Source organism: Corynebacterium sp. HMSC06G04 (genome assembly GCF_001807365.1).
In the GTDB taxonomy this organism is placed as follows: domain Bacteria; phylum Actinomycetota; class Actinomycetes; order Mycobacteriales; family Mycobacteriaceae; genus Corynebacterium; species Corynebacterium simulans.
In genome coordinates, this window is sequence record NZ_KV788616.1 from 114,416 (window position 1) to 137,100 (window position 22,685).

The window sequence follows — 22,685 nt, forward strand, 5'->3', positions numbered from 1 at the left end:
CCGCGTTTAGTAGAGACATCCCGAGCGAATGGACCGGAGAAGGGGCATGGCAAATAAACAGCGGCAGTATATGAATTGGATTTGTGCCTCCACGTGTAATGCGTGAGGAACCGTCCTCTTTCTATAGAACTTTGACTTACGGGTCTTGTACCCCGTCGAAAGCACTGCAACCAGGTTTATTGCCAGGTCGCAACTTTTGGTCGTCATGACAGTCAGACAACTGGCGTTGCGCCCAGGCCCTAGAGTCCGGACAACGTTATAGAGAAATCGAGAAGCAATTCCCACCGCTTCACGCCCCGGATACGCCGGGAATGTGAATGTGGGGTAGCGAGGAAGAGGATAAGCGTGGCGGGACAAAAAATCCGCATTCGGCTGAAGGCCTATGATCACGAGGCTATCGACGCTTCTGCAAAGAAGATCGTCGAGACCGTTACCCGTACGGGTGCTCGTGTTGTTGGCCCAGTGCCGCTCCCAACCGAGAAGAACGTATACGCCGTTATTCGTTCTCCGCACAAGTACAAGGACTCTCGCGAGCACTTCGAGATGCGCACTCACAAGCGCCTCATCGACATTCTCGACCCGACCCCGAAGACCGTTGACGCTTTGATGCGCATCGACCTTCCGGCCAGCGTCGACGTAAACATTCAGTAGTGTAAAGCGATCGACGAATAGATATTTGGTGGAGAACTAACAATGAGTGAAAACGAGATCAAGGGCATTCTGGGCAAGAAGCTCGGCATGACCCAGATCTTCGACGAGGAAAACCGCGTTGTACCGGTTACCGTCGTTGAAGCTGGGCCGTGCGTTGTTACCCAGATTCGCACCGCAGAAACTGATGGCTACAACGCCATCCAGATCGCATTTGGCGAAATCGACCCACGCAAGGCAAATAAGCCTGCCGCAGGTCACTTCAAGAAGGCTGGCGTAACCCCACGTCGCCACGTTGCCGAAATCCGCATGGATGACACCTCTGCTTACGAGGTTGGCCAGGAAGTTACCGCTGACATCTTCGAGGGCATCACCTTCGTTGACGTCACCGGCACGACCAAGGGTCACGGCTACGCTGGCGCCATGAAGCGCCACGGCTTCGCAGGTCAGGGCGCGGCCCACGGTAACCAGGCTGCTCACCGCCGCGTCGGCGGCATCGGCGCCTGCGCTACCCCGGCTCGCGTCTTCAAGGGCACCCGCATGGCTGGCCGCATGGGCCAAGACCGTGTGACCACCCAGAACCTGAAGATTCAGAAGATCGATGCCGAGTCCAACCTGCTGCTCATCAAGGGTGCTATCCCTGGTGCACGCGGTGGCCTCGTCACCGTTAAGACCGCAGTGAAGGGCGGTGCACACGCATGAGCAACCTCAAGCTAGACGTCCAGACCGCTGAGGGTAAGACCAACGGCTCTGTCGAGCTGCCAGCAGAGATCTTTGACACCGAGGCATCCATCGCTTTGATGCACCAGGTTGTCAACGCTCAGCTTGCTGCTGCGCGCCAGGGCACCCACAAGGCAAAGACCCGTGGCGAGGTTTCCGGCGGTGGCCGTAAGCCTTTCCGCCAGAAGGGCACCGGTCGTGCACGCCAGGGCTCGATCCGCGCACCGCACTACGCAGGTGGCGGCATCTCCCACGGCCCGGTTCCGCGCGACTACGCACAGCGCACCCCTAAGAAGATGATCAAGGCTGCTCTCTTTGGTGCACTGTCCGACCGCGCTCGCAACGAGCGTATCCACGTAATCGAAGAGCTCGTCCCGGGCCAGACCCCGTCCACCAAGGCGGCTAAGGCTTTCATCGAGCGTCTGACCGAGCGCAAGAACGTGCTGCTCGTTGTCGGCCGCGAGGACATCAACGCTCGCCGCAGCGCCAACAACCTGCCTAACGTCCAGATCCTGGACGCAGGCCAGCTGAACACCTACGACGTCCTTTACTCTGACGACGTTGTGTTCTCCGTTGAGGCTCTGCACACCTTCGTCGCTCGCGCTCAGGGTGCGAACGAGGAAGTTAAGGAGGAGAAGTAATGGCTAAGCTCGCTAACCCGCGTGACATTGTCATCGCACCGGTCGTTTCCGAGAAGTCCTACGGCCTGATGGAGCAGAACGTCTACACGTTCTACGTCTCCACGGACTCCAACAAGACCCAGATCAAAGATGCCATCGAGCAGATCTTCGGCGTAAAGGTTGACTCCGTGAACACCGTCAACCGTGCAGGTAAGCGTAAGCGCACCCGCACCGGTTTCGGTCAGCGTAAGTCCACCAAGCGCGCTTATGTGACGCTTCGCGAAGGCAGCGACTCCATCGACATCTTCGGCGGCGGCGCTTAAGCGCCACCGGAGAGCCGAAAGGAAAAGGAAGAATTATGGCTATTCGTAAGTACAAGCCGACAACTCCGGGTCGCCGCGCATCCTCCGTGTCCGAGTTCGAGGAGATCACTCGTTCCACTCCGGAGAAGTCCCTGCTGCGCCCGCTGACCAAGACTGGTGGTCGTAACAACTACGGCCGCATCACCACCCGCCACATCGGCGGTGGCCACAAACGTCGTTACCGTCTGATCGACTTCCGTCGTACGGACAAGGACGGTATCCCGGCAAAGGTTGCTCACATCGAGTACGACCCGAACCGCACCGCAAACATCGCTCTTCTGCACTACGCAGATGGCGAGAAGCGCTACATCATCGCCCCTAAGGGCCTGAAGCAGGGCACCATCGTTGAGGCCGGCGCTAACGCCGACATCAAGGTTGGTAACAACCTGCCGCTGCGCAACATCCCAACCGGTACCACCATCCACGCTGTGGAGCTCAAGCCGGGCGCAGGCGCTAAGCTTGCTCGCTCCGCTGGTGCTTCCATCCAGCTGCTGGGTAAGGAAGGCAAGTACGCAATCCTGCGTATGCCGTCCTCCGAGATCCGCCGCGTCGACATCCGTTGCCGCGCAACCGTGGGTGAGGTCGGTAACGCTGACCAGATGAACATCCGTTGGGGTAAGGCCGGCCGTATGCGCTGGAAGGGCGTTCGCCCGACCGTCCGTGGTGTCGTCATGAACCCGGTTGACCACCCACACGGTGGTGGTGAGGGTAAGACCTCCGGTGGTCGCCACCCTGTGTCCCCATGGGGCAAGAAGGAGGGTCGCACCCGCAACCCGAACCGTTACTCGAACAACATGATCGTGCGCCGTCGTCGCCCGAACAAGAAGCGCTAAGAGGAGGTAAACAATGCCACGCAGCCTTAAGAAAGGCCCGTTCGTCGATGAGCACCTCCTCAACAAGGTGGATGCTCAGAACGAGGCTGGCACCAAGCAGGTCATCAAGACCTGGTCTCGCCGCTCGACCATTCTGCCTGACTTCATCGGTCACACCTTCGCCGTCCATGACGGACGTAAGCACGTGCCGGTGTTCGTAGAGGACTCCATGGTCGGCCACAAGCTCGGTGAGTTCGCACCAACCAAGACTTTCAAGGGTCACATCAAGGACGATAAGAAGGGACGTCGATAAGCGATGAGTGAAACCATCACCTCCGCATCCGCAACGGCCCGCTACGTCCGCGTTACTCCGATGAAGGCACGCCGTGTCATCGATCTGGTTCGCGGCAAGTCCGTAGCCGAGGCACTTGCAATCCTGAAGTACGCTCCGCAGGGCGCTGCTAAGCCAGTCGCTAAGGTTGTTGCTTCTGCAGCTGCTAACGCTGAGAACAACTTCGGTCTGGACCCACGCACCCTGGTCGTCTCCGAGGCATACGCCAACGAGGGCCCGACCATGCGTCGTTTCCAGCCACGCGCACAGGGCCGTGCATTCATGATTCGTAAGCGCACCAGCCACATCACCGTGGTGGTCGAGAGCCAGAAGGAAGGGGCCAAGTAATGGGCCAGAAAATCCATCCTCACGGCCTACGTTTGGGCATCACTTCCGACTGGAAGACCCACTGGTTCGCCGATAAGGACTACGCGAACTACGTAGCCGAAGACATCAAGATCCGTCAGTACCTCGAGAAGGGCCTCGACCGCGCCGGCATTGCCGACGTCGTTATCGAGCGCACCCGTGACCGCGTACGCGTCGACATTCACACCGCCCGCCCAGGCATCGTGATCGGCCGCCGCGGTGCTGAGGCAGACCGCATCCGCCGCGAGCTCGAGAAGTTCACCGGCAAGATGGTCGCCCTCAACATTCTCGAGGTCAAGCAGGTCGACGCAAACGCAACCCTCGTTGCTCAGTCCGTCGCCGAGCAGCTGGTTAACCGTGTTGCATTCCGTCGTGCAATGCGCAAGGCTATCCAGTCCGCTATGCGCCAGCCGCAGGTCAAGGGTATTAAGATCCTCTTGAACGGTCGTCTGGGCGGCGCCGAGATGTCCCGTACCGAGCGCTACCACGAGGGTCGCGTTCCGCTGCACACTCTTCGCGCCGAGATCGACTACGGCACCGCAGAGGCTCACACCACCTTCGGCCGCATTGGCATCAAGGTGTGGATCTACAAGGGTGACGTCGTCGGTGGCGTACGCGAATCCGAACTGAACGCTCCGGCGCAGGGCCGTGGCCGCGGTGACCGTAACGGTCGTCCGCGCCGTGGTGGCCAGCGTCGTCAGCGCGCACAGCAGAAGCAGGAGGGCTAATCCATGCTGATTCCTAAGCGCGTTAAGTACCGCCGCCAGCACCGTCCTACCCGTACCGGTGTTTCCAAGGGCGGTAACCGCATCAACTTTGGTGATTACGCAATCCAGGCTCTCGAGCCGGCTTACATCACCAACCGTCAGATTGAGGCCGCACGTATTGCCATCAACCGCCACGTCAAGCGTGGTGGCAAGGTGTGGATCAACATCTTCCCGGACCGTCCGTTGACCCAGAAGCCGCTCGGCGTTCGTATGGGTTCCGGTAAGGGCCCGGTTGAGAAGTGGGTCGCCAACGTTAAGCCGGGCCGCGTCCTCTTCGAGATGTCCTACCCGAACGAGGCCACCGCAATTGAGGCACTGCGCCGCGCAGGCCAGAAGCTTCCTTGCAAGGTCCGCATCATCAAGAAGGAGGACCAGTTCTAATGGCAACCGGTACCCCCGCCCACGAGTTCCGTGAGCTCGACAACGCTGAGCTGGAAAAGCGTCTGCAGGATGCGAAGGAAGAGCTGTTCAACCTTCGTTTCCAGAAGGCTACCGGCCAGCTGACCAACAACCGCCGCATCGGCACGGTTAAGCGCGACATTGCCCGCATCTACACCGTTCTTCGCGAGCGCGAGCTGGGCCTGTCCGTAGTTCCGGGAGCTGAGGCTTAATCATGAGTGAGGCAAACGTGAACGAAGTAAAGAAGGAGCGCGGTGCGCGCAAGACCCGCATCGGTATCGTAGTTTCCGACAAGATGGATAAGACCATCGTCGTCGAGCTCGAGGATCGCAAGCAGCACGCGCTTTACGGCAAGATCATGCGCTCTAACAAGAAGGTTAAGGCACATGACGAGAACGAGACCGCCGGCGTCGGCGACCGCGTTCTGATCGCCGAGACCCGCCCGCTGTCTAAGGACAAGCACTTCCGTCTCGTCGAGGTCGTTGAGAAGGCTAAGTAAAACCTAGCTTTTCAACACTTAAGCCGGCCGAGCTTTTCCTCCTTTAGGAAGAAGGCTCGGCCGGCTTTTCATATGCGCGTATTTTTTAAGCGTTCGTCGCGCTGCCCGGTATAGCAACGTATCTAGCGTGGTCTCCCAGTAGACAGTGTCGATGCCGACACCGCGGTCGTCGCAAAGCGTGTCTGCTCTATCGGCATAGCGGGATAGTGCCGTCATACTCTGCTTGTTGGTAGACCAAGTCTTGGCCAGGATGGGGCATTTCAACCGCATTGCGGCGGTGCAGATATGGCGCACATACGCGTTAGTGAGTCCGTGCTTGCGCCATTCGGGCGCGGTGACCGCGGTGCTCACGTATAGGTAGCTTTGGCCCTGCCATTGATAGGGATAGTAATAAGCGCAGAACCCTGCCAACTTGTTGTTGCGGGTGACCGTGATGATGGTGGCCTTTTCGATCAACGACTCGTAATAGTCTTTGATTCCCGTATTCGCTCCCTGGCTGTCCCAGTCGGTCTGTCCAACGGCCGCGCGCTGCGAGAGCGGGGGAGTGAAGTCCTTGTCGCAACGAGTTAGAAGTTCGAAGAGTTCTTTTGCTTCGCCGACGGGAATCTGTCCTGGTTTGTAGTGGCCCATTAGCGTAGTCTCCAATCTCTTTAAAAGTGGTAGTTTGTAACGCATGGTAGAGACTATCGCTAAAACGCATTGGTCGCATCTATTAACACTGTGTGCCGGAATTATGACGTTGTATATGAATACGACCATGGTTGCGGTTGCCCTGCCAGCATTGACGAACTCACTAGGTGCGAGCCCCGCGGAAGCCGCATGGGTTGTCTCCGCATACAATGTCGCCTTCCTTGCGGTATTGCTGCCGTGCGGGCTCTTCGGCGACAGGCTCGGACATAAACGTCTACTCCTCTTAGGAAGCATGGTCTTTCTTGTATCAGCGCTCGTGTGCGCGCTTGCTCCGTCGGCCATCTGGCTCATTGTCGGACGTGCGGGCATGGGACTTGCGGCCTCGGTGTTTACACCGATGTCGCTGGCCCTTTTGCCCACGGTGATAGAGCCTTCCGACATGGCACTGGCCAATAGTTTGTGGACCGCCGCCGGTGGTGTTGGCGCTCCTTTAGGTCCGCTCCTGGGTGGCTGGATTATTCATGCTTTAGGCTGGCGTGGCATCTTCTGGCTTGACGTCGTTGTCATCGCCCTTGTCTTTTTCGGCTGTAGCCGACTGCCGAAGGCAAGGGCTGTTCCTTCCCATCCGGTGCTGCCTTGGGTACAGATCTTGCTCTCTGCCTTTGGTTTCCTTGTTCTCACGGTTGGCATGATTAACGTCGGCGGCAAGGTCTCATTTAGTGCGGTTTGGTTACCAATTCTGATTGGGTTGGCTGCTTTGGCACTGGCCCTGGTCTTCGGCGGAAGGAGCGATCAAGCACTCGTGGACTTGGGGCTTTTGAACAATCCGCGCTTCCTCGTGAATACTGTGACCCTGTTCTTTATCAACTTGGTGCTTTTCGGGCTGCTTTATGTCACTCCGCACTACCTGCAGAATATCTTGGGCAACTCGCCTGCCCGGGGTGGCTTGATGCTTATGCCTTTGGCCGGCACTGCCATCGTTGGCGCCTTGGCAGCCGGGCTGTTGGTGCGGCGAAGCAAGATTGGGCGGTGGCTTCTGCCTAGCTCGATTTTCCTCGTCGCCGGGGGGCTGCTGGTTGGTGCGTTGACGAGTCCATCCAGCGGATATGGATATTTGGCCGCGGGGTTAAGCCTTGCCGGCTTTGGTGTGGGGGCGGGTCAATCCTTGGCTTTGCAGGAGGCGATGGCGCAGGTTCACCCGGAGCGCCGGGGAAGTGGTGCCTCGTTGGTTAATACAATTCGGCAGCTTGGCTCGCTCCTAGGCGTTGCTTTCATCGCCTCACTCGTAATTAACTTGGCAGGCGAGCCGGCTAGCGACGCCTCCTATATCCATGCGATGGATAGCGTCTTTGTCCTGTGTAGCGCTGCTTGTGTTTTAACGGGATTTGCGTTGTTATTCATGCACACGAGGCAGCAGAAATTATAGAGTTAAGGCATGGTGTCACGTCCTTTAGAATCTTCGTCTTCGGACAATCTTGGGCTTAATCGTCGCGACCGAAAGAAACTTATGACGCGGCGCGCGATCCGAAGTGCGGCGCTCGAGCTTTTTGCAGAGCGTGGATATGACGACGTCACCGTGGCTGAAATTACCGAAGCCGCTGATGTCTCAGCGATGACCTTCTACCGCCACTTTGGCACGAAAGAAGCCGTTATCACCAGTGTCATCATCAGCCCCGAAGCAACAAAGGTTCTGGTGGACATCGCGCAGATGACTGATTATAAGAACTTGGAGGCAGCGCTCCGCGAACTCTTCAGCGATGCCGATGCGTGGGGAGGACAGCTCGCAGATCGAGTCCTTCTGTTGCGTGAAAATCCTTCGTTGCTGGGCCATATCTGGCAGCACTCGGACCAGTGGGTGGACTGCGTCCTAGCTGAGACGGGCACCAGCATTATCGACCGCACCCGTGCCCGCAGTCTGATCGGCATCTTCATCGAATGCATCGCAGGTTGGTCCGAGCGCAGGGATTTTCCAAAGAACGCCGGCCTCAAAGAGCTTTTAATTCAGACCATCCCAGCAACTCTCGCGCCGCATCCGAGTTAACGACCCCCGAGCGGTCTCTGCTCGCAAAGACAACCTTTGAAATAGTCTTTAAGAAAACCTGCTCACCGCGGAAGTCGTCGGGTCGTAGTGCACGCCGGCACGCATTCCCGTCCAACCAATGAACGGTTCTGCGCTTAGCGTGATGGGCTTGTGCACGTGCCCAAGCACCCACGTCGCACCGCTTTCTTGCAGATCCTCTAGCTTGCACGGCAGGCAAGGCTTACGGCTGAATTCACCGTGCACAGAGGTGTGAAGCAGTCCCAGGCCATTGAAGCTGGGGATTTCGATCTCTCGTGGGTCAGGGTCGGTGGCCACGCCGCAGGTCCACGCCTGCACACCGTCGATTTCGAAGAAGTGCGGTTCGGTCCCGTGCGCGATGATTCCTTCGGGCCATTTATAGTCATGGTGATCATGCGCGTTCCTTTTGTTGCCAGGAAGTGACGAGTACGAGGACGATAATTGAAGTTCCAACCCCCATAAGGGTCATTGCCATGGCCTCGGCGCGGTGGCCTTGATCGAATTGGTTCATGATCCAGGACGCGAGCAGGTTGATGTTGTTCCGGCGCACCAGCGAAGAATCACGAGTTCACGGAATCCTGCGAAGAAAGCCAGAATCCAGCCTGCTGCGATACCCGGTGTAAGCAAAGGCAGCGTGATCCGGAAGAAGGTCTGGTGCCCCTTGGCACCGGAGACCTTCGCCGCTTCGTAGACGGTGTGGGAGACCGCCGCGGCAGATTCGCCGATTTCCACAATCCTCACCGCCCCAGGGCGTTAAGCTAAAACGCTGTCTCCTATTTCCTTATGTGTTTTGAGGTCCAATCATGCGCCGCTATGTTTCCTTACTCTGTGTTGCAGCCCTAGCGCTTTCTGGCTGCAGTAATTCCGGAAAAAACGACTCCGCTAAAGAAACAGAGAAGATGTTCAATACGATGGCGCCACAAAGTTCAGCAGAGGCGGATTCCCAAGAATCCAAGGCGTCAGAAGAATCGAAGAAACCAGCGGTGGTCATTGAAGACGGCATCTTGAAGATGACGGGCAAGGTTGTAAAGAAGAAAGGTCGTGAGACCCTAGGCTCGCAGCCTGAATCCGGATTCCCTGAAAGCGAGCTCAACGGCGACTATTGGATCCTCGAATTTGATGCTCCGGGGGAGGTCACCGGGAACAGGGCAAATTACAAGGAAACCCGTTGGATCGATAGCGGCTTGCTTGCATCGCACTACAGCACGCACGAGGAAAGCCGCGAAAAGGCAGAGCCGTGGGTGGGCAAGCATGTGACAGTGTCGATCGCTGCTGACAAAGTTGGTTGGCAAAATGATGCCTCTTTGCCGAACGGCCCGCTTCGTCTGGGCACCAGCTTTGAAATCGAAGCTGCTGAATAACAAGAACTCCTTGTGGCTGCGCAGAGCTACTACAAGGAGTTCTTGATGTCTTTCGGGGAGCCAAAGGCAGTTTTGCCGATTAATGCTTGACCGGAGTAACGCGGCCAGCCCGCCAATCCAGGAAGGCCATGGCGGCGCAGAAGATGTTGAGCACGGCGCTGGTGCCCAGGGTGAAGGTACCTACCTTGTACATGGTGGTGCCGGCGGCGTCGAAGTTGTTGAAGATGATAAGCCAGCAGATCCAGCCGATGAGCGCGGTCAACGCAGCGAGGGCGGAAAGTGCGCGCAGGCCACGTGCGGGGCGTTCAGGTGGGGCGAAGGCTTTGTGCGCGGCGTCGACAAGAATGGCGAGCGCAACGAGGATACTCACGATGCCGGATAGCCACGTGGGCAGCAGGGCAGAAGTGCCCAGGACTACCGGGAAGATGAAAGACAACGCCACGAAGATGAACGCCACGGTGTGAAGTATGGCGCTACGGCCCTGGTAGGAAGAAAACATTTAGGCCTCTTTCTTCTGAACATCTGCTTGCATGGCAAGCACTTCTGCGCGGTGCGGTGGCTGTGCGCCCTTGCGAGAGACGGTAATCGCAGCGGCTGCCGCGGCGAATTCCAAAATCTTTTTCCAGTCGTATTCGCTCAAGTGAGTGAGCTCTTCGGCCGTGAGGTTGCGGCGGGCGATCTCTGTGAGCAGCGCGCCCATGATGGTATCGCCCGCGCCGATGGTGTCGGCGACGTCGACCTTGGCGGAAGGCACATCGAACCGGGTCGTGCCAGCGCGCAACGTGAGGCCCTCGCTGCTGCGGGTAACCACCACGACGGGAACCTGCTTGAGGGCCTGCTTGCCCAGGAATTCCACTTCTTCCTCAGAAAGCTTCAGCACGGTGACGTGGGCAAGTAGCTCGTTGAGGAAGGCCTTGTGCTCATCGTTGGTATAGAACGGGCGGATATTCGGATCGAGCGCCACGATGCTGCCCTTAGCTGCGAATTGCTTGAGCAGTTCGCCATAGCGCGAAGCACCTGGCTCCAACGCGAGGGAAACAGTGCCGAAGCAGGCAATCTCGGCGTCGGAAAGCGTGGGCTCAACCAACCTATCTGCCGTGCCCTCCGTGTAGAAGGTATAGGACGCCGAACCATCATCACCGATGCTGGTCACGGCCAAAGTGGTGGGCTCTGGACCGCGCTGGACCATAGACGTGTCCACGCCTTCCTGCTCCAGCCTTTCCACCAGCGCGTTACCGAAACCGTCGGTGGAAAGGCGCGACTGGAAGCTGACCTCGCCGCCCAGACGCGCCGCCGCGATGGCCACATTGAAAGGCCCGCCGCCCAAAGCCGGCGTGAGGTCTTGCAAGCTACCTGGGCTGACGGGGACAAGGTCGACGAGTCCTTCGCCACACACATGGATTCTCATGGATTCCATAGTATCGGTGCTATGAACTACCGTCCGAACTTCCACATCGCGCCCCCGTATGGCCGTCTCAACGATCCAAATGGTGTCTTTCTAGATGGCGACACCATGCACGTCTATTACCAACATGACCCTTGCTTCCCGCACGCGCCGAAGCGAACGGGGTGGGCGCATGCCTCGGCGAAGTACTCAGTGGCAGGCCCCTGGCGGCATCATCCGGACGTGCTTTCGCCTGACCTGCCCTATGACAAGGACGGCTGTTACTCCGGCGGTGCCGTGGTCGATGGCACCGACGTGTGGCTGTTTTATACGGGCAACCTCAAGGTGGAGGGCAAGCGCATTCCTTCCCAGAACCGCGTGCGCGTTCTCGATCCTTCTGGCCCTGAGGGTGGCATTTATTACCGCGACGCCGCGAACCCGCTGATTCCCGATAGTGAGGAAGGCTTTACCGGGCACTTCCGCGATCCGCAGATTTCCCGGGATGAGCAAGGCTGGCGCATGGTCATCGGTGCGCAACGTGAGGACGAGAACGCTGCGGTGGTGCTCTACCGCTCGCAGGACCTTAAGAACTGGGACTTTGAGGGAGCACTGAATTTCGCGCTTGACGACGCCGCGCTGGGGCTTAGCCCCGATCTCCTACCGGGCGGATATATGTGGGAGTGCCCAAACCTTGTGGCCTTGACTGATAAGGCAACCGGTGAGTCTAAGGACGTCCTGGTCTTTTGCCCGCAGGGGCTTGAACCCGTCAAAGTGGATGGGCAAACGCACTACGCGTCTTCCGACCAGTGCGGCTACCTGGTGGGCAAGCTGGACGGCACCACCTTCCACGTCGAGCGTGGTTTCAGCGAGCTGGACTATGGACACGAGTTCTATGCCCCGCAGCTGGTTGGCATGAGCGATGGCCAAGCGCTGCTGCTCGGCTGGATGGGCCTTCCTGCTCAAGATGACAAGCCCACCGTGGAGGAGGGCTGGGTGCACACCCTGACCTTGCCGCGCCGGGTATGGCTGGAAGACGGCGTGCTTTATCAATGGCCGGTGTGGGAGACGATTCCCGATGCTGCTGGTAGGGAGGGCTTCGGCAGCACGGTGAGTCTGAGCTCTTCGCGTGGCGGCAGCTATAGCCTGGTTGATGTTGAAGGTAGGGAACACCTGCGCTTTAGCGCAGGCGAAGGGCTGCTGCGCGTGAGTGTGGGCGATGACGAGCGCGTGATTGCCTGTCCAGAGGGCGAGGTCATGGCCATTGCCGATGGCTGCGCCGTGGAAATTTTTGCTGGCGGTGGGCGAATCGCGGCGTCGGCAAGCGTATTTGGCGAAGGCGAAGCGCGATGGAGCGGCTGGGTTAAGAACTAAGTGACCGTTCAAACAGTAAAACTTGGTGAATTTTCCCTCAAATATGTCCGAGCTCTTGGCTTTTTGTCTGGAAGCTGTATCTAATGGTTCTAGGTTGATTAGCTCGTGAAAAGGAAAGGGAGCTTTGCCTATGGACCACAAGGAAGTTGCTGCACGGACCCTGCGTGCACTTGGCGGCGAAGAAAAACATCATCGGCTTGGCGCACTGCGCAACGCGCCTGCGCATGGTGCTGAAGGATACGAAGAAGGTCGATACCAAGGCCTTAGAGGCTGACCCTGACCTCAAGGGAATCTTTGAAGCCGGTGGAATGTTCCAGGTCATCGTTGGTCCAGGTGACGTCAACGTTGTTTATAGGGAATTGAACGGCATGATCCACAAGGACGTTGCCGTTTCCACCGAAGAGCTCAAAGACATTGCCGCTAATTCCGGCAACTGGTTCTCCCGCGCCGTCAAGGTGCTCGCGGATATCTTCGTGCCGCTCATCCCGATTCTGGTCGGCGGCGGTTTGCTCATGGCACTGAACAACGTCTTGTCGGCTGAAGGGCTGTTCGGTGAGAAAGCGGCCATTGAAATGGTGCCGGCACTCAAAGATGTCGCTGGACTTATCAACCTGCTGGCTTCTGCTCCCTTTGCTTTCCTGCCCATTTTGGTGGGCTTTACTGCCACTAAGCGCTTTGGCGGCAATGAGTTTTTGGGCGCGGGTATGGCCATGGCAATGGTTATGCCGGACCTAGTCAACGGCTACAACGTGGCTGAGACCATCGAGGCCGGCGACATGGAGTATTGGAACATCTTTGGCCTCGATGTCGCACAGGCCGGCTACCAGGGTTCCATCCTGCCGATTCTGGTTATTGCGTGGATCCTGGCCACGATTGAGAAGTTCCTCCACCGCCACCTAAAGGGCACGGTGGACTTCATGCTCACGCCGTTGATTACCCTGCTGGTCACCGGCTTTATCACTTTCGCTGCCATTGGCCCGTTCCTGCGCACTGCCGGTGAGTGGTTGGGCGTTGGCTTGGCCAATTTGTATGACTTTGCAGGCCCTGTCGGCGGCTTCCTTTTTGGCTTGGTTTACTCGCCAATCGTCATCACCGGCCTGCACCAATCCTTCCCACCAATCGAATACATGCTGTGGGATCAAGGCGGATCTTTCATCTTCGCCACGGCAGCGATGGCGAATATTGCCCAAGGTGGCGCAGCCCTCGCGGTCTACTTCCTGGCGCGTAGCGAAAAGCTCAAGGGCTTGGCTGGTGCTTCCGGTACCTCGGCACTATTCGGTATCACTGAGCCTGCCATCTTCGGTGTGAATCTGCGCTTGCGCTGGCCTTTCTACATCGGCATGGCTGCCTCTGCAGTGGCCTCGACTCTCATTGCCATCTTCGACGTGAAGGCAACGGCACTCGGCGCGGCCGGCATCATCGGTTTCGTTTCGATGCGCCCGGAGGATTACAGTCAGTTCTTTATCTGTGCTGCAATCGCACTCGCAGGCTCCTTCATCGGCGCCTACCTTTATGGCCGCTACCTAGCCCGGAAGAACGGCTCCATTGATCCGGATGAGGTGAATCCTCCGGCAGCCGAGGCTCAAGCCGCCGCTGCCACCCCAGCTGCGGTAGCAGCCGAGGATGCCTGCACCATCTTCTCCCCATTGGAGGGCACCGCCGTGCCACTGTCTCAGGTCAGCGATCCTATGTTTGCCGGCGGCAAGCTAGGCCAGGGCGTGGCAATCGAGCCGACCGTGGGCAAACTGGTTGCGCCTGCCGACGGCAAAATCACCGTTACCTTCCCTTCCCACCATGCCTACGCCATTCGCACCAAGGGCCCAGTGGTGGGCAATATCGATATCCTCATGCATATTGGCTTCGATACGGTAAACCTTAAAGGCAAGCACTTCACCTCCCACGTCACCAAGGGCGATGAGGTCAGGCGAGGCGATGTCCTCGCCGAATTTGATATCGACGCCATCAAGGCCGCCGGCCTTCCCGTAACTACCCCGGTGGTCGTCTCGAATTCGAAGAAGACCGGCCCTGTTCTTCCTACCGCGGCTTTCCGCCCGGGTGAACTCACTGGCTTCGGTACCGATATCTTTACTGTGGATCCCAAGCCCGTTCCAGCATCCGCACCAACCACTGGCCATGCAGCTACTCCTGCATCCACTGACGAGCCTGCAGGCACAACCCGTTAGCTTGAAAGAACAAAGGCCGAACTGAGGAGAACTCCTTCCCAGTTCGGCCTTTAATGGTTTAGGAATAGCGGCGCTCTCTGGGGCGAAAGCTCATCTTGAGCCCAAGCAAACTGTGACGCACCAGGGTGTCCATAGCAAAAAGCTGCGCCGGCCGGACCGAAGCCCGACCGGCGCAGCCAGTCTCAATTCAGTTTCCTACTTGGTAGGAAGGCTCTTGCTTAAGCGAAGAACTTGCGGCGTGCAGCGAAAGCGCCAGCGGCAACCATTGCAGCTACGGCCAGAGCAGCCAAAGCCTGTGCAACGGAGTTGGAGCCGGTCTCAGCGGACATACCACGTGCGGCGTCTGCGGACTTGCCAGCTGCCGGTGCGGAAGGAGCGTTGCCCTCAGCGAGCTGACCGCCCTGGGCGATAACCGCATCCTTGTTAGCGTTCAGCATCTGCTCGGAAGCAGCCTTTTCCTCGGCGGTCGGTTCCTGGTTCTTGCGTGCCTCGTCCTTGACGTAGGTCTTGCCGTCCTGGGACAGGTACCAGGTGATACCACCAATCACCAGGGCTGCCGGAAGAGCCAACCATGCGAGCTTCTTCTTGTCGAATTCAGGCTTCGCAGCTTCAGAAGGGAATGCCTTTGCGTAAGCGTCACGCATCTCGGCGGTAACTTCCACGTTGACCAGGGCTGGATCGTTGACGTAAACGTTCGGGTCCTTCATGCTCTGGTACCAAGTGTTGCCCTCAGCGTCCATCTTGGTGGCAGGAGCAGGAATTGCGGAGGTGTCCTGCTGCTCCTTCACGAACTTTTCTGCCTGCTCAGGAGTCAAGCGAACAGGATCGCCTGCGACCGGCTTGGACAGCCAAGAACCGTTTTCCTGCTTGAAGTACTCGACACCATCGACGGTAATCGGATCGGCAGCAACATCATGGCGTTCAATATCGCTGGTGCCCTCTTCAGCTGGGGTGCCTTCTTCAGCTGGGGTGTCTACGGTGGCGGTATCTTCACCCGCAGACGGAGCAGGCGGCTCGGCCGAGGGCTGGTTCTCTACCGAACCCGGATCTTGGGCCTGAGCAACAGCTGCGCCACCAAAGGCGAGTGCGCCGGTCAGTGCAGCAGCGGTCAGGGTCTGTGGCAAACGCTTCATGTGTTTCTCCTTCGGGAAATATGGGAAAGCGCAAAAATGTCTATCGCGACGCAAACAACAATAGTCACATAATTCATAGTTGTCACGCGGAAATCAGAAGTTAACTGTAATTTTCATGCGTTACAGCTGTGAAAGAATTGGATTATTAGAATGTTCGTGCGACCTGATTTGCACTGAGGAACGCTAAGGTGAGGTTTATATGTGCAGAGTGTGCCGATAGTTTTGGAGACTGTTTGTGTGTCGGTGCAATCGAAATAAAGGGTTAAGGGGTAAGCGGGTGTACTGGCGAAAATAAATGTGGAGGTAGGGGGGTGTCGACAGGCGTCGAGCAGCGTTTTGGTAAGGGCGCTGGCGTGTGGTTGAATGTATAGGTTGCAAAAGCTGGTCGGCCCGTAGCGGTGCGTTTCCGAACCGCCGGTCCGAGACCCTTCGGTGTAATCCGTTGTCAAGGCTTGAGCATCGCAAGTTTGTAGACCGCGTGCGGTAAGGACGGAAATCTTACCGCACATCAATCCAGGTCAGGAGACCCATAGTGATTCAGCAAGAATCCCGTCTGCGCGTCGCCGACAACTCTGGTGCACGTGAGATTCTGTGCATCCGCGTTCTCGGTGGCTCCGTTCGACGCTTCGCTGGCATCGGTGACGTAATCGTCGCCACTGTCAAGGATGCTGTCCCAGGCGGCAACGTTAAGGAAGGCGACGTCGTTAAGGCTGTCGTCGTCCGTGCAAAGAAGGAGACCCGTCGTCCGGACGGTTCTTACATCCGCTTCGATGAGAATGCTGCAGTCATTCTCAAGGGCGACAACGAGCCACGTGGTACCCGTATCTTCGGCCCAGTTGCTCGCGAGCTTCGTGACAAGAAGTTCATGAAGATCGTTTCTCTCGCACCGGAGGTGATCTAGTCTTATGAAGATTCATAAGGGCGATATGGTGATTGTTATTTCGGGTCCTGACAAGGGCGCGAAGGGCAAGGTCATCGAAGCATACCCGAAGCGCGACAAGGTCCTCGTCGAGGGCGTCAACCGCGTGAAGAAGCACGTTGCTAACTCCGCTACCGAGCGTGGCGCCGAGTCCGGCGGAATCGTTACCCAGGAAGCTCCGATTCACGTTTCTAACGTTGCAATCGTTGACTCCGAGGGTAATCCGACCCGCGTGGGCTACCGTTTCGATGAAAACGGCAAGAAGGTCCGCATCGCACGTAGCAACGGGAAGGACATCTAATCATGAGCGAGAACTACACTCCGCGTCTGAAGACCCGCTACCGCGAGGAAATCAAGAAGACCCTGAACGACGAGTTCAACTACGACAACGTCATGCAGATCCCAGGTGTCACCAAGGTTGTTGTCAACATGGGTGTTGGCGACGCTGCACGTGACTCCAAGCTGATCAACGGCGCTCTCGAGGACCTCACCGCGATCACCGGCCAGAAGCCGCAGCTGCGTCGCGCAAAGAAGTCCATCGCGAACTTCAAGCTGCGTGAGGGTATGCCAATCGGCGCCCGCGTCACCCTGCGTGGCGACCGCATGTGGGAGTTCCTGGACCGCCTGCTGACCATCGCGCTGCCGCGTATTCGCGACTTCCGCGGTCTGTCCGATCAGCAGTTCGATGGCCACGGCAACTACACCTTCGGTCTCACCGAGCAGACCATGTTCTACGAGATCGACATCGACAAGGTTGACCGCCCACGTGGTATGGACATCACCGTTGTCACCACCGCTACCAACGACGAAGAAGGCCGCCGCCTCCTCAAGGAGCTCGGCTTCCCGTTCAAGTAAAGCGGCTTAAGCTTTTCGCCCTCACCTTTTGGTGGGGGCGTTTCGCTTTATATGGGGGCGATCGCGCCGCCTATGTATCCAAGAAGTGCAGGCGAGTCCTAACCCATCGATTGACCGTTGGAGACATCTAATGGTGCTTCTACTCCGGTAGCGTCTGAAGTAGTTATACCTTCAAATTGCCAGCCCACTACTGCATTGCGCACGGAGGCTTCAAGGAGGTTGAGCGGCTGAATGCAGCTGATGGTGAGAAGGCGGCCTGGCATGGGGCCTTCGCCCCAGATTGTGGTGTCTTCGGCGAGGCCTTCTTTTACTGGGTCGTGCATGTCGGTGGCGCTGTAGACCAGCCAGTTGTCGCCGGAGTTTGCAGTGCGTAGGTAGAGCTTGTCGCCGAGGGCGACCGTGTGCTTGTTTGCGCCGCCGTCGTAGAGGTTGTTGAAGACACCGGGAACGCCGGCGCCGGTGTGTCCGGCGATGACGGTGATGTCTGGCGCATTAGTGCCAGGCAGCGAATACGGACGGTCCGCAGCGGTATAAGTGCAGGCCTCCGTCATCGTATCCGGGTTAAGCGCGCCGTCTTTGACGCGGCAGGAGCCATCTTCAAATTCGGCATGGACCTCGATTGCAGGGATGAACATCTCAACTGCGGCGGAGGGCTCAATGACTGGAGCAGCTGCCACAGGGACTTGGTTGCTTTCTAGTCCTTCAGGAGGATCGACCACGCGATGCATCGTGGCGGCAAGGGCCGCACTTGTAAGGGCCACACTTGCAAGGACACCAATCGCAATACGGAACTTGCCCGAGGTGGACCACAAGTGCAGCGCGCGAGTATGGAGCGCCGGCGTGGTCGTTTCTGGCGCGCGGTGGCGGCCACCCGTGCTTCGCGGCTTTGGTCGGGGGCTGCGCTTTTGGCGGTTAGGTAGTGGCTTCGGCGCTCCTGTTGTTGATGTTGGTGGCCTCGGCGTCGTTGGCGTTGGGGGAGTGCGCCGCACGTAGGTGCGCTCGCCGTCGGGGTTGCCGTTGCCGGCGCGGCGGGTATCGATGGGTCTGCTATTGATGGTGCGGCGCTGTGCGCTGGCGCTGGTGCTGCTGCTGGCGCTGGCTGCCCGGGGGCGCGTGTGATCTGCGCTGCGACCTGGCAGATCGTGAGGATAACGCGGGGGCATAGGCGGCGGCTCCAAGGGGGGGTGAGGGAGGTGGGTTCTAAAAGTAAGTGAATTTTCTAACTAACTTTAATCCTTGGCAGGCGTTGGCAACAATAACCGCGGAAAATACCCACGTGTGGTCACAAAGTTGTTGGCGCAGCCTGGAACTTCGCTGTAGTGTTATCGCAGTTATAACTCTAGGTAAAGGAAGCTTCGTGTCTCTCAACGAATCTGCTGCAGCAGCAATTAAGAAGAAAGTGACTCTGCTCGACGAGTCCTTCGCCCGCTTCGCGGTACGTGCGATCTTGGCCGGCGTCTATCTCGCCATCGGTACCGGTTTCGCGGCCGTCGTAGGTCAGGCCGTCGACAAGCACGCAAAGGGCCTGGGTGCACCAGTCTTCGCCATGCTTTTCGGCCTTGGACTTTTCGCCATCGTCATCCTCGGCGCGGAGCTTGCTACCGGCAGCATGATGTACGTCGTCTACGGTGCCATCAATAAACAGGTGGGCTGGGGCAAGGGCTTTTGGCTGCTCATCGTCACCACATTCTTCAACTTTGTTGGTGCCGTACTCTTCGCCGCTGCCATGGGTGTTTCCGCGAAGCTGGGGCACATTGACCCATCGCACCTCATCGCAACGCTGTCCATGGGCAAACTAGAAAAGGGCCCAGGCGGCCTGCTGGTTGAGGGCATCCTCGCAAACTTCGTGGTCAACATGGCCATCGTCGGTGCTGTCTTTGCCAAGGACATCGTCTCGAAGTTCTTCGTCATCGTGCCGATCATCGCCTGCTTCGTGGGCCTTAGCCTCGAGCACGTCATCGCAAACTTCTGCTTGATGACGCTGACCTTCTTCTGCTCTAACCCACTGCCGGATGGCTTTACCCTGGGCGCTGTTCTCACCAACTGGTCGCTGGTTTGGGTGGGCAACGTCATCGGCGGCGGCTTCCTCATCGGCGGCGTTTACGCCTGGCTCAACAAGGGCCCTGAGGCTTACCGCGACTAAGCATCATCTTCTGCGCGCAGGATGCGCATTGCAACGACGAGTTCCGAGGAATACTCCCGGAGCTCGTCGATTAGGTTTTCACCCACAGCGCGCAGCTCGACGTCGTCGACAGGTTCCAGTGCATCGAGGATGAACAGCGCCGCAGTGGTGTCGTCGTGCAGCGCCGTGCGGGTGCACTGGCGCCAATTCCAGCGGCGGCATGTGACCCCGTTCGCATCGAGCCAGACCACCTCGCCCGGTTCGGGATGCTCGGTTACAGGCTCGCCTTTGTCCATAGTGGCGAAGTTCTCAGCACCAGTAGCTCGCACCAGCTGTGGAGCGGATACATAGTCGTTCAGGTCTTCGCCGCCGAAGGGGATCTCGTAAGTCACGGACAGCGAGTTATAGATGTCCGTGAGGCGGTTGATGCGAGGCAGCCCCTTTTCCGCGCGGCGTATGAGCGCCTCCGTGCTGTTGCGGGTTCGCGATGGCTTCGCGCCGAATCCTTGATAAGCCTTGCGCCATGCTGCGATGTGCGGGAAGTCCGTGACGGCGCACTTGCCCAAGCGTGCGCGGGCAACGTCTTCGGCGTTGCGCAAGAGCTGCTCCGAGTGGGCGTCGGAAGGCGCAGGCGTGATGCCATCGACGGCGATGAGCAGCGCGCGGTAGTCGGGACGTAAGGCCGCGACCTCGGGGCTGATGCTGGCGTCAGCAAGGAACTCGATGAGTTCCCCAGTACTGCGGATCTTTTTTGAAGAGTGGTTGCTCATCGCTTGAGTTCTCCTGGCTTGAGTTCACCTGCGTAGATGTTGAAACGATCGCCGCGGGCAAACCCTACCAAAGCCATGCCAGTCTCCCGGGCAGTCTCCACAGCGAGCGAGGATGCCGCGCTAACAGCAACGAGCATACCGAACCCGGCCATTGCTGCCTTTTGTACAAGCTCGAAGCTGGCGCGGGAGCTCATAACCAAAATAAGGTCGTCTGCGGGCAGGCGATCTTCAAGGAGCAGGTGCCCGATGACCTTGTCTGCTGCGTTGTGCCTGCCGACGTCCTCTCGCACAACGATGGGCTTGCCGTCTAAGGTGAATGCGCCGGCGGCGTGGATACCACCGGTCTTGCGGAAGAGCTTTTGCTCGGCGCGCAGCTTTTCGGGCAGCTGCGCAACCACGGCTGGGTCAATCTGGATGTTGGGGAGCGCGTAGCGCGATTTCTTGTTTAAATCCTCGATGGAGCTGGTGCCGCATACGCCGCACGCGGAGTTGGTGAGCGTAAGCCGCAGATCTTTTAGCCCAATGACATTCTTCTGGGCCAGATCGATATCCAGCAGGTTATAGGTGTTCATACCGTCCACGGTGGAACCAGCGCAGTAGCGGGCTTCGGAGACGTCGGCAAGCGTGGCGATATGGCCCTCAGAATGCAAAAAGCCATGAGCTAGCTCAATATCATGGCCCGGAGTGCGCATGGTGGTGGTCAGGGTCTGCCCGCCGACACGAATCTCCAGCGGCTCCTCGCCAGTGACGATGTCGGCGCGGGTATCCACCTGGGTTACCTCCGTGCCATCCAAGTGAACCTTGGTCACGGCAAAGGACTTTGTTGCCCGGCCCGCCACTAGTTCAGCTCCGCCCGCAGTTTGGCGATGTTCGCGCGCGCCTCGTCCGAGTCCCGCGAGGCCAACCCAACCAAATATGCCGTCAGGGGAGCGGCCGGGCGCGAGGTGCTGTGTGCGACGTCGCGGGTAAGGTCGAGCAGCTCACGGGTCAAGGCAGTGGCATCTTGCTTGTCGACGCCGATTAGTTCTGCCGCTTCCTCCAACCACTGGTGGGCGGAGTGGATAGGGTCATTTTCTGCAGTCATGACGGCCACTCTAGTCCTCGAGGGTGACATGCAGCTTCGACGCTAAAAAAGATTTGGAAAACTGCAGGTTAGCGGGTAGTGTTGCAGTTCAGACTCACGTCGAGGCTGTAGTGTGACCAGATGGCAAATGAAATCTAGCCCTACAAGCTGCAGAAACGTAGAGCCTGAATCAAGAACTGAACATCATCAACTTTGTTGTAGGCCCCCCGCCGTTTTCGGCGGCCCGTTGTATGTATCAAAGGGTGGCGAGCGCCTTACGGTATTGACCGTGAGGAGCGTGAGTAGCCCGAAATCACACGGAAAACGCTTTGGTGGGTACGGGAACCGCAACGAGAAAGGTAACGGTCACTCACATGACCATGACTGATCCTATCGCCGACATGCTGTCGCGCGTGCGCAACGCAAGCCATGCGCACCACGACACCGTGTCGATGCCGACCTCCAAGATCAAGGCAAACATCGCCGACATCTTGAAGCAGGAAGGCTACATCGCTGACTACTCCGTTGAGGGCCGCGAGCTCGAGCTCACCCTCAAGTACAACAACCGTGAGCGCTCCATCTCTGGTCTGCGTCGCGTGTCTAAGCCGGGTCTGCGTGTGTACGCAAAGTCCACCAATCTGCCGAAGGTCCTTGGCGGCCTGGGCGTGGCTATCATCTCCACGTCTCAGGGTCTGCTGACCGACCGTCAGGCTCAGGAGAAGGGCGTAGGCGGAGAAGTTCTCGCCTACGTCTGGTAAGGGAGGATTGACACATGTCTCGTATCGGTCTAGCACCAATCGCCGTACCATCCGGCGTTGAAATCAAGGTAAACGGCCAGGAGGTCGAGGTTAAGGGTTCCAAGGGTACCCAGACCGTCGTTCTGCCAGAGCCAATCACCATCGCAGTCGAGGATTCCGTAATCACGGTTTCCCGTCCAGATGATGACCGCAAGAACCGCGCTCTGCACGGCCTGTCTCGCTCTCTCGTCAACAACGCAGTTATTGGCGTGACCGAGGGCTACACCATCAAGATGGAAATCTTCGGTGTCGGCTACCGTGTTCAGCAGAAGGGTAGCGACCTCGAGTTTTCTCTGGGTTACTCCCACCCGATCCTCATCAAGGCTCCGGAGGGCATCACCTTCGCTGTGGATGGCGCAACCAAGCTCTCCGTATCTGGTATTGACAAGCAAAAGGTCGGACAGGTCGCCGCTAACATTCGCCGCCTGCGTAAGGACGATCCTTACAAGGGCAAGGGCATTCGTTACGAAGGCGAGCAGGTCCGCCGCAAGGTCGGAAAGACGGGTAAGTAAGC

At 58.2% G+C, this 22,685-nt stretch carries 31 protein-coding genes and 1 pseudogene; 22 read left to right on the forward strand and 10 right to left on the reverse strand.

The annotated features are described in order from the left end of the window. The first annotated feature begins 345 nt into the window (after positions 1–345). From rpsJ to rpsQ, 11 genes are read left to right on the forward strand one after another with little or no spacing between them, the layout of a single operon-like run. A complete protein-coding gene (gene rpsJ, locus HMPREF3158_RS06535; RefSeq protein WP_003848085.1) occupies positions 346–651 on the forward strand; it encodes a 30S ribosomal protein S10 in 306 nt (101 codons plus the stop codon). A 42-nt stretch (positions 652–693) separates the two neighbouring features. Beyond that, a complete protein-coding gene (rplC, locus tag HMPREF3158_RS06540; RefSeq protein ID WP_070497790.1) occupies positions 694–1,350 on the forward strand; it encodes a 50S ribosomal protein L3 in 657 nt (218 codons plus the stop codon). Further along, positions 1,347–2,009, forward strand: coding sequence for a 50S ribosomal protein L4 (rplD, locus tag HMPREF3158_RS06545; RefSeq protein WP_061920492.1), 663 nt, complete (start codon positions 1,347–1,349; stop codon positions 2,007–2,009). Before rplC ends, rplD begins: the two co-directional genes overlap by 4 nt. Beyond that, a complete protein-coding gene (gene rplW / locus HMPREF3158_RS06550; protein WP_061920494.1) occupies positions 2,009–2,311 on the forward strand; it encodes a 50S ribosomal protein L23 in 303 nt (100 codons plus the stop codon). The genes rplD and rplW overlap by 1 nt, the downstream gene beginning before the upstream one ends. A gap of 35 nt (positions 2,312–2,346) precedes the next feature. Further along, positions 2,347–3,183 carry a 50S ribosomal protein L2 gene (gene rplB, locus HMPREF3158_RS06555; RefSeq protein WP_061920496.1) on the forward strand — a complete coding sequence of 279 codons (837 nt, stop codon included), beginning with the start codon at positions 2,347–2,349 and terminating at the stop codon, positions 3,181–3,183. Positions 3,184–3,196: 13 nt separating this feature from the next. Next, a complete protein-coding gene (gene rpsS / locus HMPREF3158_RS06560) occupies positions 3,197–3,475 on the forward strand; it encodes a 30S ribosomal protein S19 (protein ID WP_005527741.1) in 279 nt (92 codons plus the stop codon). Between the two features lie 3 nt (positions 3,476–3,478). Further along, positions 3,479–3,841: a 50S ribosomal protein L22 gene (gene rplV, locus HMPREF3158_RS06565; RefSeq protein ID WP_061920498.1), complete on the forward strand. Its 363-nt coding sequence runs from the start codon at positions 3,479–3,481 to the stop codon at positions 3,839–3,841. After that, complete coding sequence (gene rpsC, locus HMPREF3158_RS06570) at positions 3,841–4,587, forward strand: 30S ribosomal protein S3 (protein ID WP_070497792.1); 747 nt, start codon at positions 3,841–3,843, stop codon at positions 4,585–4,587. Before rplV ends, rpsC begins: the two co-directional genes overlap by 1 nt. A gap of 3 nt (positions 4,588–4,590) precedes the next feature. Further along, entirely contained in the window at positions 4,591–5,007 is a 417-nt protein-coding gene (gene rplP, locus HMPREF3158_RS06575; RefSeq protein ID WP_061920502.1) for a 50S ribosomal protein L16, read from the forward strand. Continuing rightward, positions 5,007–5,237, forward strand: coding sequence for a 50S ribosomal protein L29 (gene rpmC / locus HMPREF3158_RS06580; RefSeq protein ID WP_061920505.1), 231 nt, complete (start codon positions 5,007–5,009; stop codon positions 5,235–5,237). Before rplP ends, rpmC begins: the two co-directional genes overlap by 1 nt. Before the next feature lie 2 nt (positions 5,238–5,239). Next, positions 5,240–5,524, forward strand: a complete 285-nt coding sequence (gene rpsQ, locus HMPREF3158_RS06585) for a 30S ribosomal protein S17 (RefSeq protein WP_061920507.1) — start codon at positions 5,240–5,242, stop codon at positions 5,522–5,524. 18 nt (positions 5,525–5,542) lie between these two features. Here rpsQ and HMPREF3158_RS06590 read toward each other — a convergent pair whose 3' ends face one another. Beyond that, a complete protein-coding gene (locus HMPREF3158_RS06590; RefSeq protein ID WP_061920509.1) occupies positions 5,543–6,154 on the reverse strand; it encodes a GNAT family N-acetyltransferase in 612 nt (203 codons plus the stop codon). A 127-nt stretch (positions 6,155–6,281) separates the two neighbouring features. On the opposite strand from HMPREF3158_RS06590, the gene HMPREF3158_RS06595 reads away from it, so the two are divergent. Both HMPREF3158_RS06595 and HMPREF3158_RS06600 read left to right on the forward strand, forming a co-directional pair. Next, positions 6,282–7,580: an MFS transporter gene (locus HMPREF3158_RS06595; protein WP_246815647.1), complete on the forward strand. Its 1,299-nt coding sequence runs from the start codon at positions 6,282–6,284 to the stop codon at positions 7,578–7,580. A gap of 81 nt (positions 7,581–7,661) precedes the next feature. Beyond that, positions 7,662–8,195 (forward strand): TetR/AcrR family transcriptional regulator, encoded by a 534-nt coding sequence (locus tag HMPREF3158_RS06600; RefSeq protein WP_235591318.1) that lies wholly within the window; start codon positions 7,662–7,664, stop codon positions 8,193–8,195. 48 nt (positions 8,196–8,243) lie between these two features. On the opposite strand, the gene HMPREF3158_RS06605 is transcribed toward HMPREF3158_RS06600, so the two are convergent. Together HMPREF3158_RS06605 and HMPREF3158_RS13160 are read right to left on the reverse strand one after the other, a co-directional pair. Further along, positions 8,244–8,666, reverse strand: coding sequence for a metallophosphoesterase family protein (locus HMPREF3158_RS06605; RefSeq protein ID WP_162492721.1), 423 nt, complete (start codon positions 8,664–8,666; stop codon positions 8,244–8,246). A 54-nt stretch (positions 8,667–8,720) separates the two neighbouring features. Beyond that, positions 8,721–8,945: an ABC transporter permease subunit gene (locus tag HMPREF3158_RS13160; RefSeq protein WP_235590997.1), complete on the reverse strand. Its 225-nt coding sequence runs from the start codon at positions 8,943–8,945 to the stop codon at positions 8,721–8,723. A 71-nt stretch (positions 8,946–9,016) separates the two neighbouring features. Here HMPREF3158_RS13160 and HMPREF3158_RS06610 point away from each other — a divergent pair, with 71 nt between their 5' ends. After that, complete coding sequence (locus tag HMPREF3158_RS06610; RefSeq protein WP_141741016.1) at positions 9,017–9,574, forward strand: hypothetical protein; 558 nt, start codon at positions 9,017–9,019, stop codon at positions 9,572–9,574. Positions 9,575–9,653: 79 nt separating this feature from the next. Here HMPREF3158_RS06610 and HMPREF3158_RS06615 read toward each other — a convergent pair whose 3' ends face one another. Together HMPREF3158_RS06615 and HMPREF3158_RS06620 are read right to left on the reverse strand one after the other, a co-directional pair. Further along, positions 9,654–10,073, reverse strand: a complete 420-nt coding sequence (locus HMPREF3158_RS06615; RefSeq protein ID WP_061920519.1) for a hypothetical protein — start codon at positions 10,071–10,073, stop codon at positions 9,654–9,656. Continuing rightward, a complete protein-coding gene (locus HMPREF3158_RS06620; protein WP_061920520.1) occupies positions 10,074–10,982 on the reverse strand; it encodes a carbohydrate kinase family protein in 909 nt (302 codons plus the stop codon). Positions 10,983–11,003: 21 nt separating this feature from the next. Between HMPREF3158_RS06620 and HMPREF3158_RS06625 the strand changes: the two genes are divergently transcribed. Both HMPREF3158_RS06625 and HMPREF3158_RS06630 read left to right on the forward strand, forming a co-directional pair. Then, on the forward strand, positions 11,004–12,329 hold the full coding sequence (locus HMPREF3158_RS06625; RefSeq protein ID WP_070497794.1) for a glycoside hydrolase family 32 protein: 1,326 nt from the start codon (positions 11,004–11,006) through the stop codon (positions 12,327–12,329). 130 nt (positions 12,330–12,459) lie between these two features. Then, positions 12,460–14,512 (forward strand): annotated as a pseudogene (locus HMPREF3158_RS06630) (sucrose-specific PTS transporter subunit IIBC). Positions 14,513–14,730: 218 nt separating this feature from the next. On the opposite strand, the gene HMPREF3158_RS06635 reads toward HMPREF3158_RS06630, so the two are convergent. Further along, positions 14,731–15,645, reverse strand: a complete 915-nt coding sequence (locus HMPREF3158_RS06635; RefSeq protein WP_070497795.1) for a hypothetical protein — start codon at positions 15,643–15,645, stop codon at positions 14,731–14,733. A 532-nt stretch (positions 15,646–16,177) separates the two neighbouring features. On the opposite strand from HMPREF3158_RS06635, the gene rplN reads away from it, so the two are divergent. From rplN to rplE, 3 genes are read left to right on the forward strand one after another with little or no spacing between them, the layout of a single operon-like run. After that, on the forward strand, positions 16,178–16,546 hold the full coding sequence (gene rplN / locus HMPREF3158_RS06640; RefSeq protein WP_061920530.1) for a 50S ribosomal protein L14: 369 nt from the start codon (positions 16,178–16,180) through the stop codon (positions 16,544–16,546). Positions 16,547–16,550: 4 nt separating this feature from the next. Continuing rightward, the gene (gene rplX, locus HMPREF3158_RS06645) at positions 16,551–16,865 is read left to right on the forward strand and encodes a 50S ribosomal protein L24 (RefSeq protein WP_005527724.1); all 315 of its coding nucleotides are present in this window, start codon (positions 16,551–16,553) and stop codon (positions 16,863–16,865) included. Between the two features lie 2 nt (positions 16,866–16,867). Beyond that, the gene (gene rplE / locus HMPREF3158_RS06650; protein WP_046646792.1) at positions 16,868–17,419 is read left to right on the forward strand and encodes a 50S ribosomal protein L5; all 552 of its coding nucleotides are present in this window, start codon (positions 16,868–16,870) and stop codon (positions 17,417–17,419) included. A 98-nt stretch (positions 17,420–17,517) separates the two neighbouring features. On the opposite strand, the gene HMPREF3158_RS13165 is transcribed toward rplE, so the two are convergent. Then, complete coding sequence (locus HMPREF3158_RS13165) at positions 17,518–18,582, reverse strand: sortase family protein (RefSeq protein WP_246816192.1); 1,065 nt, start codon at positions 18,580–18,582, stop codon at positions 17,518–17,520. Positions 18,583–18,776: 194 nt separating this feature from the next. Between HMPREF3158_RS13165 and HMPREF3158_RS06660 the strand changes: the two genes are divergently transcribed. Further along, positions 18,777–19,562, forward strand: coding sequence for a formate/nitrite transporter family protein (locus HMPREF3158_RS06660; RefSeq protein WP_062035873.1), 786 nt, complete (start codon positions 18,777–18,779; stop codon positions 19,560–19,562). On the opposite strand, the gene HMPREF3158_RS06665 is transcribed toward HMPREF3158_RS06660, so the two are convergent. From HMPREF3158_RS06665 to HMPREF3158_RS06675, 3 genes are read right to left on the reverse strand one after another with little or no spacing between them, the layout of a single operon-like run. Continuing rightward, a complete protein-coding gene (locus HMPREF3158_RS06665) occupies positions 19,559–20,311 on the reverse strand; it encodes a B3/B4 domain-containing protein (RefSeq protein WP_062035870.1) in 753 nt (250 codons plus the stop codon). The two genes, HMPREF3158_RS06660 and HMPREF3158_RS06665, sit on opposite strands and share 4 nt — an antisense overlap. Beyond that, entirely contained in the window at positions 20,308–21,150 is an 843-nt protein-coding gene (gene fdhD / locus HMPREF3158_RS06670; protein ID WP_061920540.1) for a formate dehydrogenase accessory sulfurtransferase FdhD, read from the reverse strand. Before fdhD ends, HMPREF3158_RS06665 begins: the two co-directional genes overlap by 4 nt. Further along, entirely contained in the window at positions 21,150–21,395 is a 246-nt protein-coding gene (locus HMPREF3158_RS06675) for a DUF6457 domain-containing protein (protein ID WP_062035867.1), read from the reverse strand. Before HMPREF3158_RS06675 ends, fdhD begins: the two co-directional genes overlap by 1 nt. A gap of 353 nt (positions 21,396–21,748) precedes the next feature. Between HMPREF3158_RS06675 and rpsH the strand changes: the two genes are divergently transcribed. Both rpsH and rplF read left to right on the forward strand, forming a co-directional pair. Then, positions 21,749–22,132 carry a 30S ribosomal protein S8 gene (gene rpsH / locus HMPREF3158_RS06680; protein WP_061920544.1) on the forward strand — a complete coding sequence of 128 codons (384 nt, stop codon included), beginning with the start codon at positions 21,749–21,751 and terminating at the stop codon, positions 22,130–22,132. Between the two features lie 14 nt (positions 22,133–22,146). Then, the gene (gene rplF / locus HMPREF3158_RS06685) at positions 22,147–22,683 is read left to right on the forward strand and encodes a 50S ribosomal protein L6 (RefSeq protein ID WP_061920547.1); all 537 of its coding nucleotides are present in this window, start codon (positions 22,147–22,149) and stop codon (positions 22,681–22,683) included. Positions 22,684–22,685 lie beyond the last annotated feature (2 nt).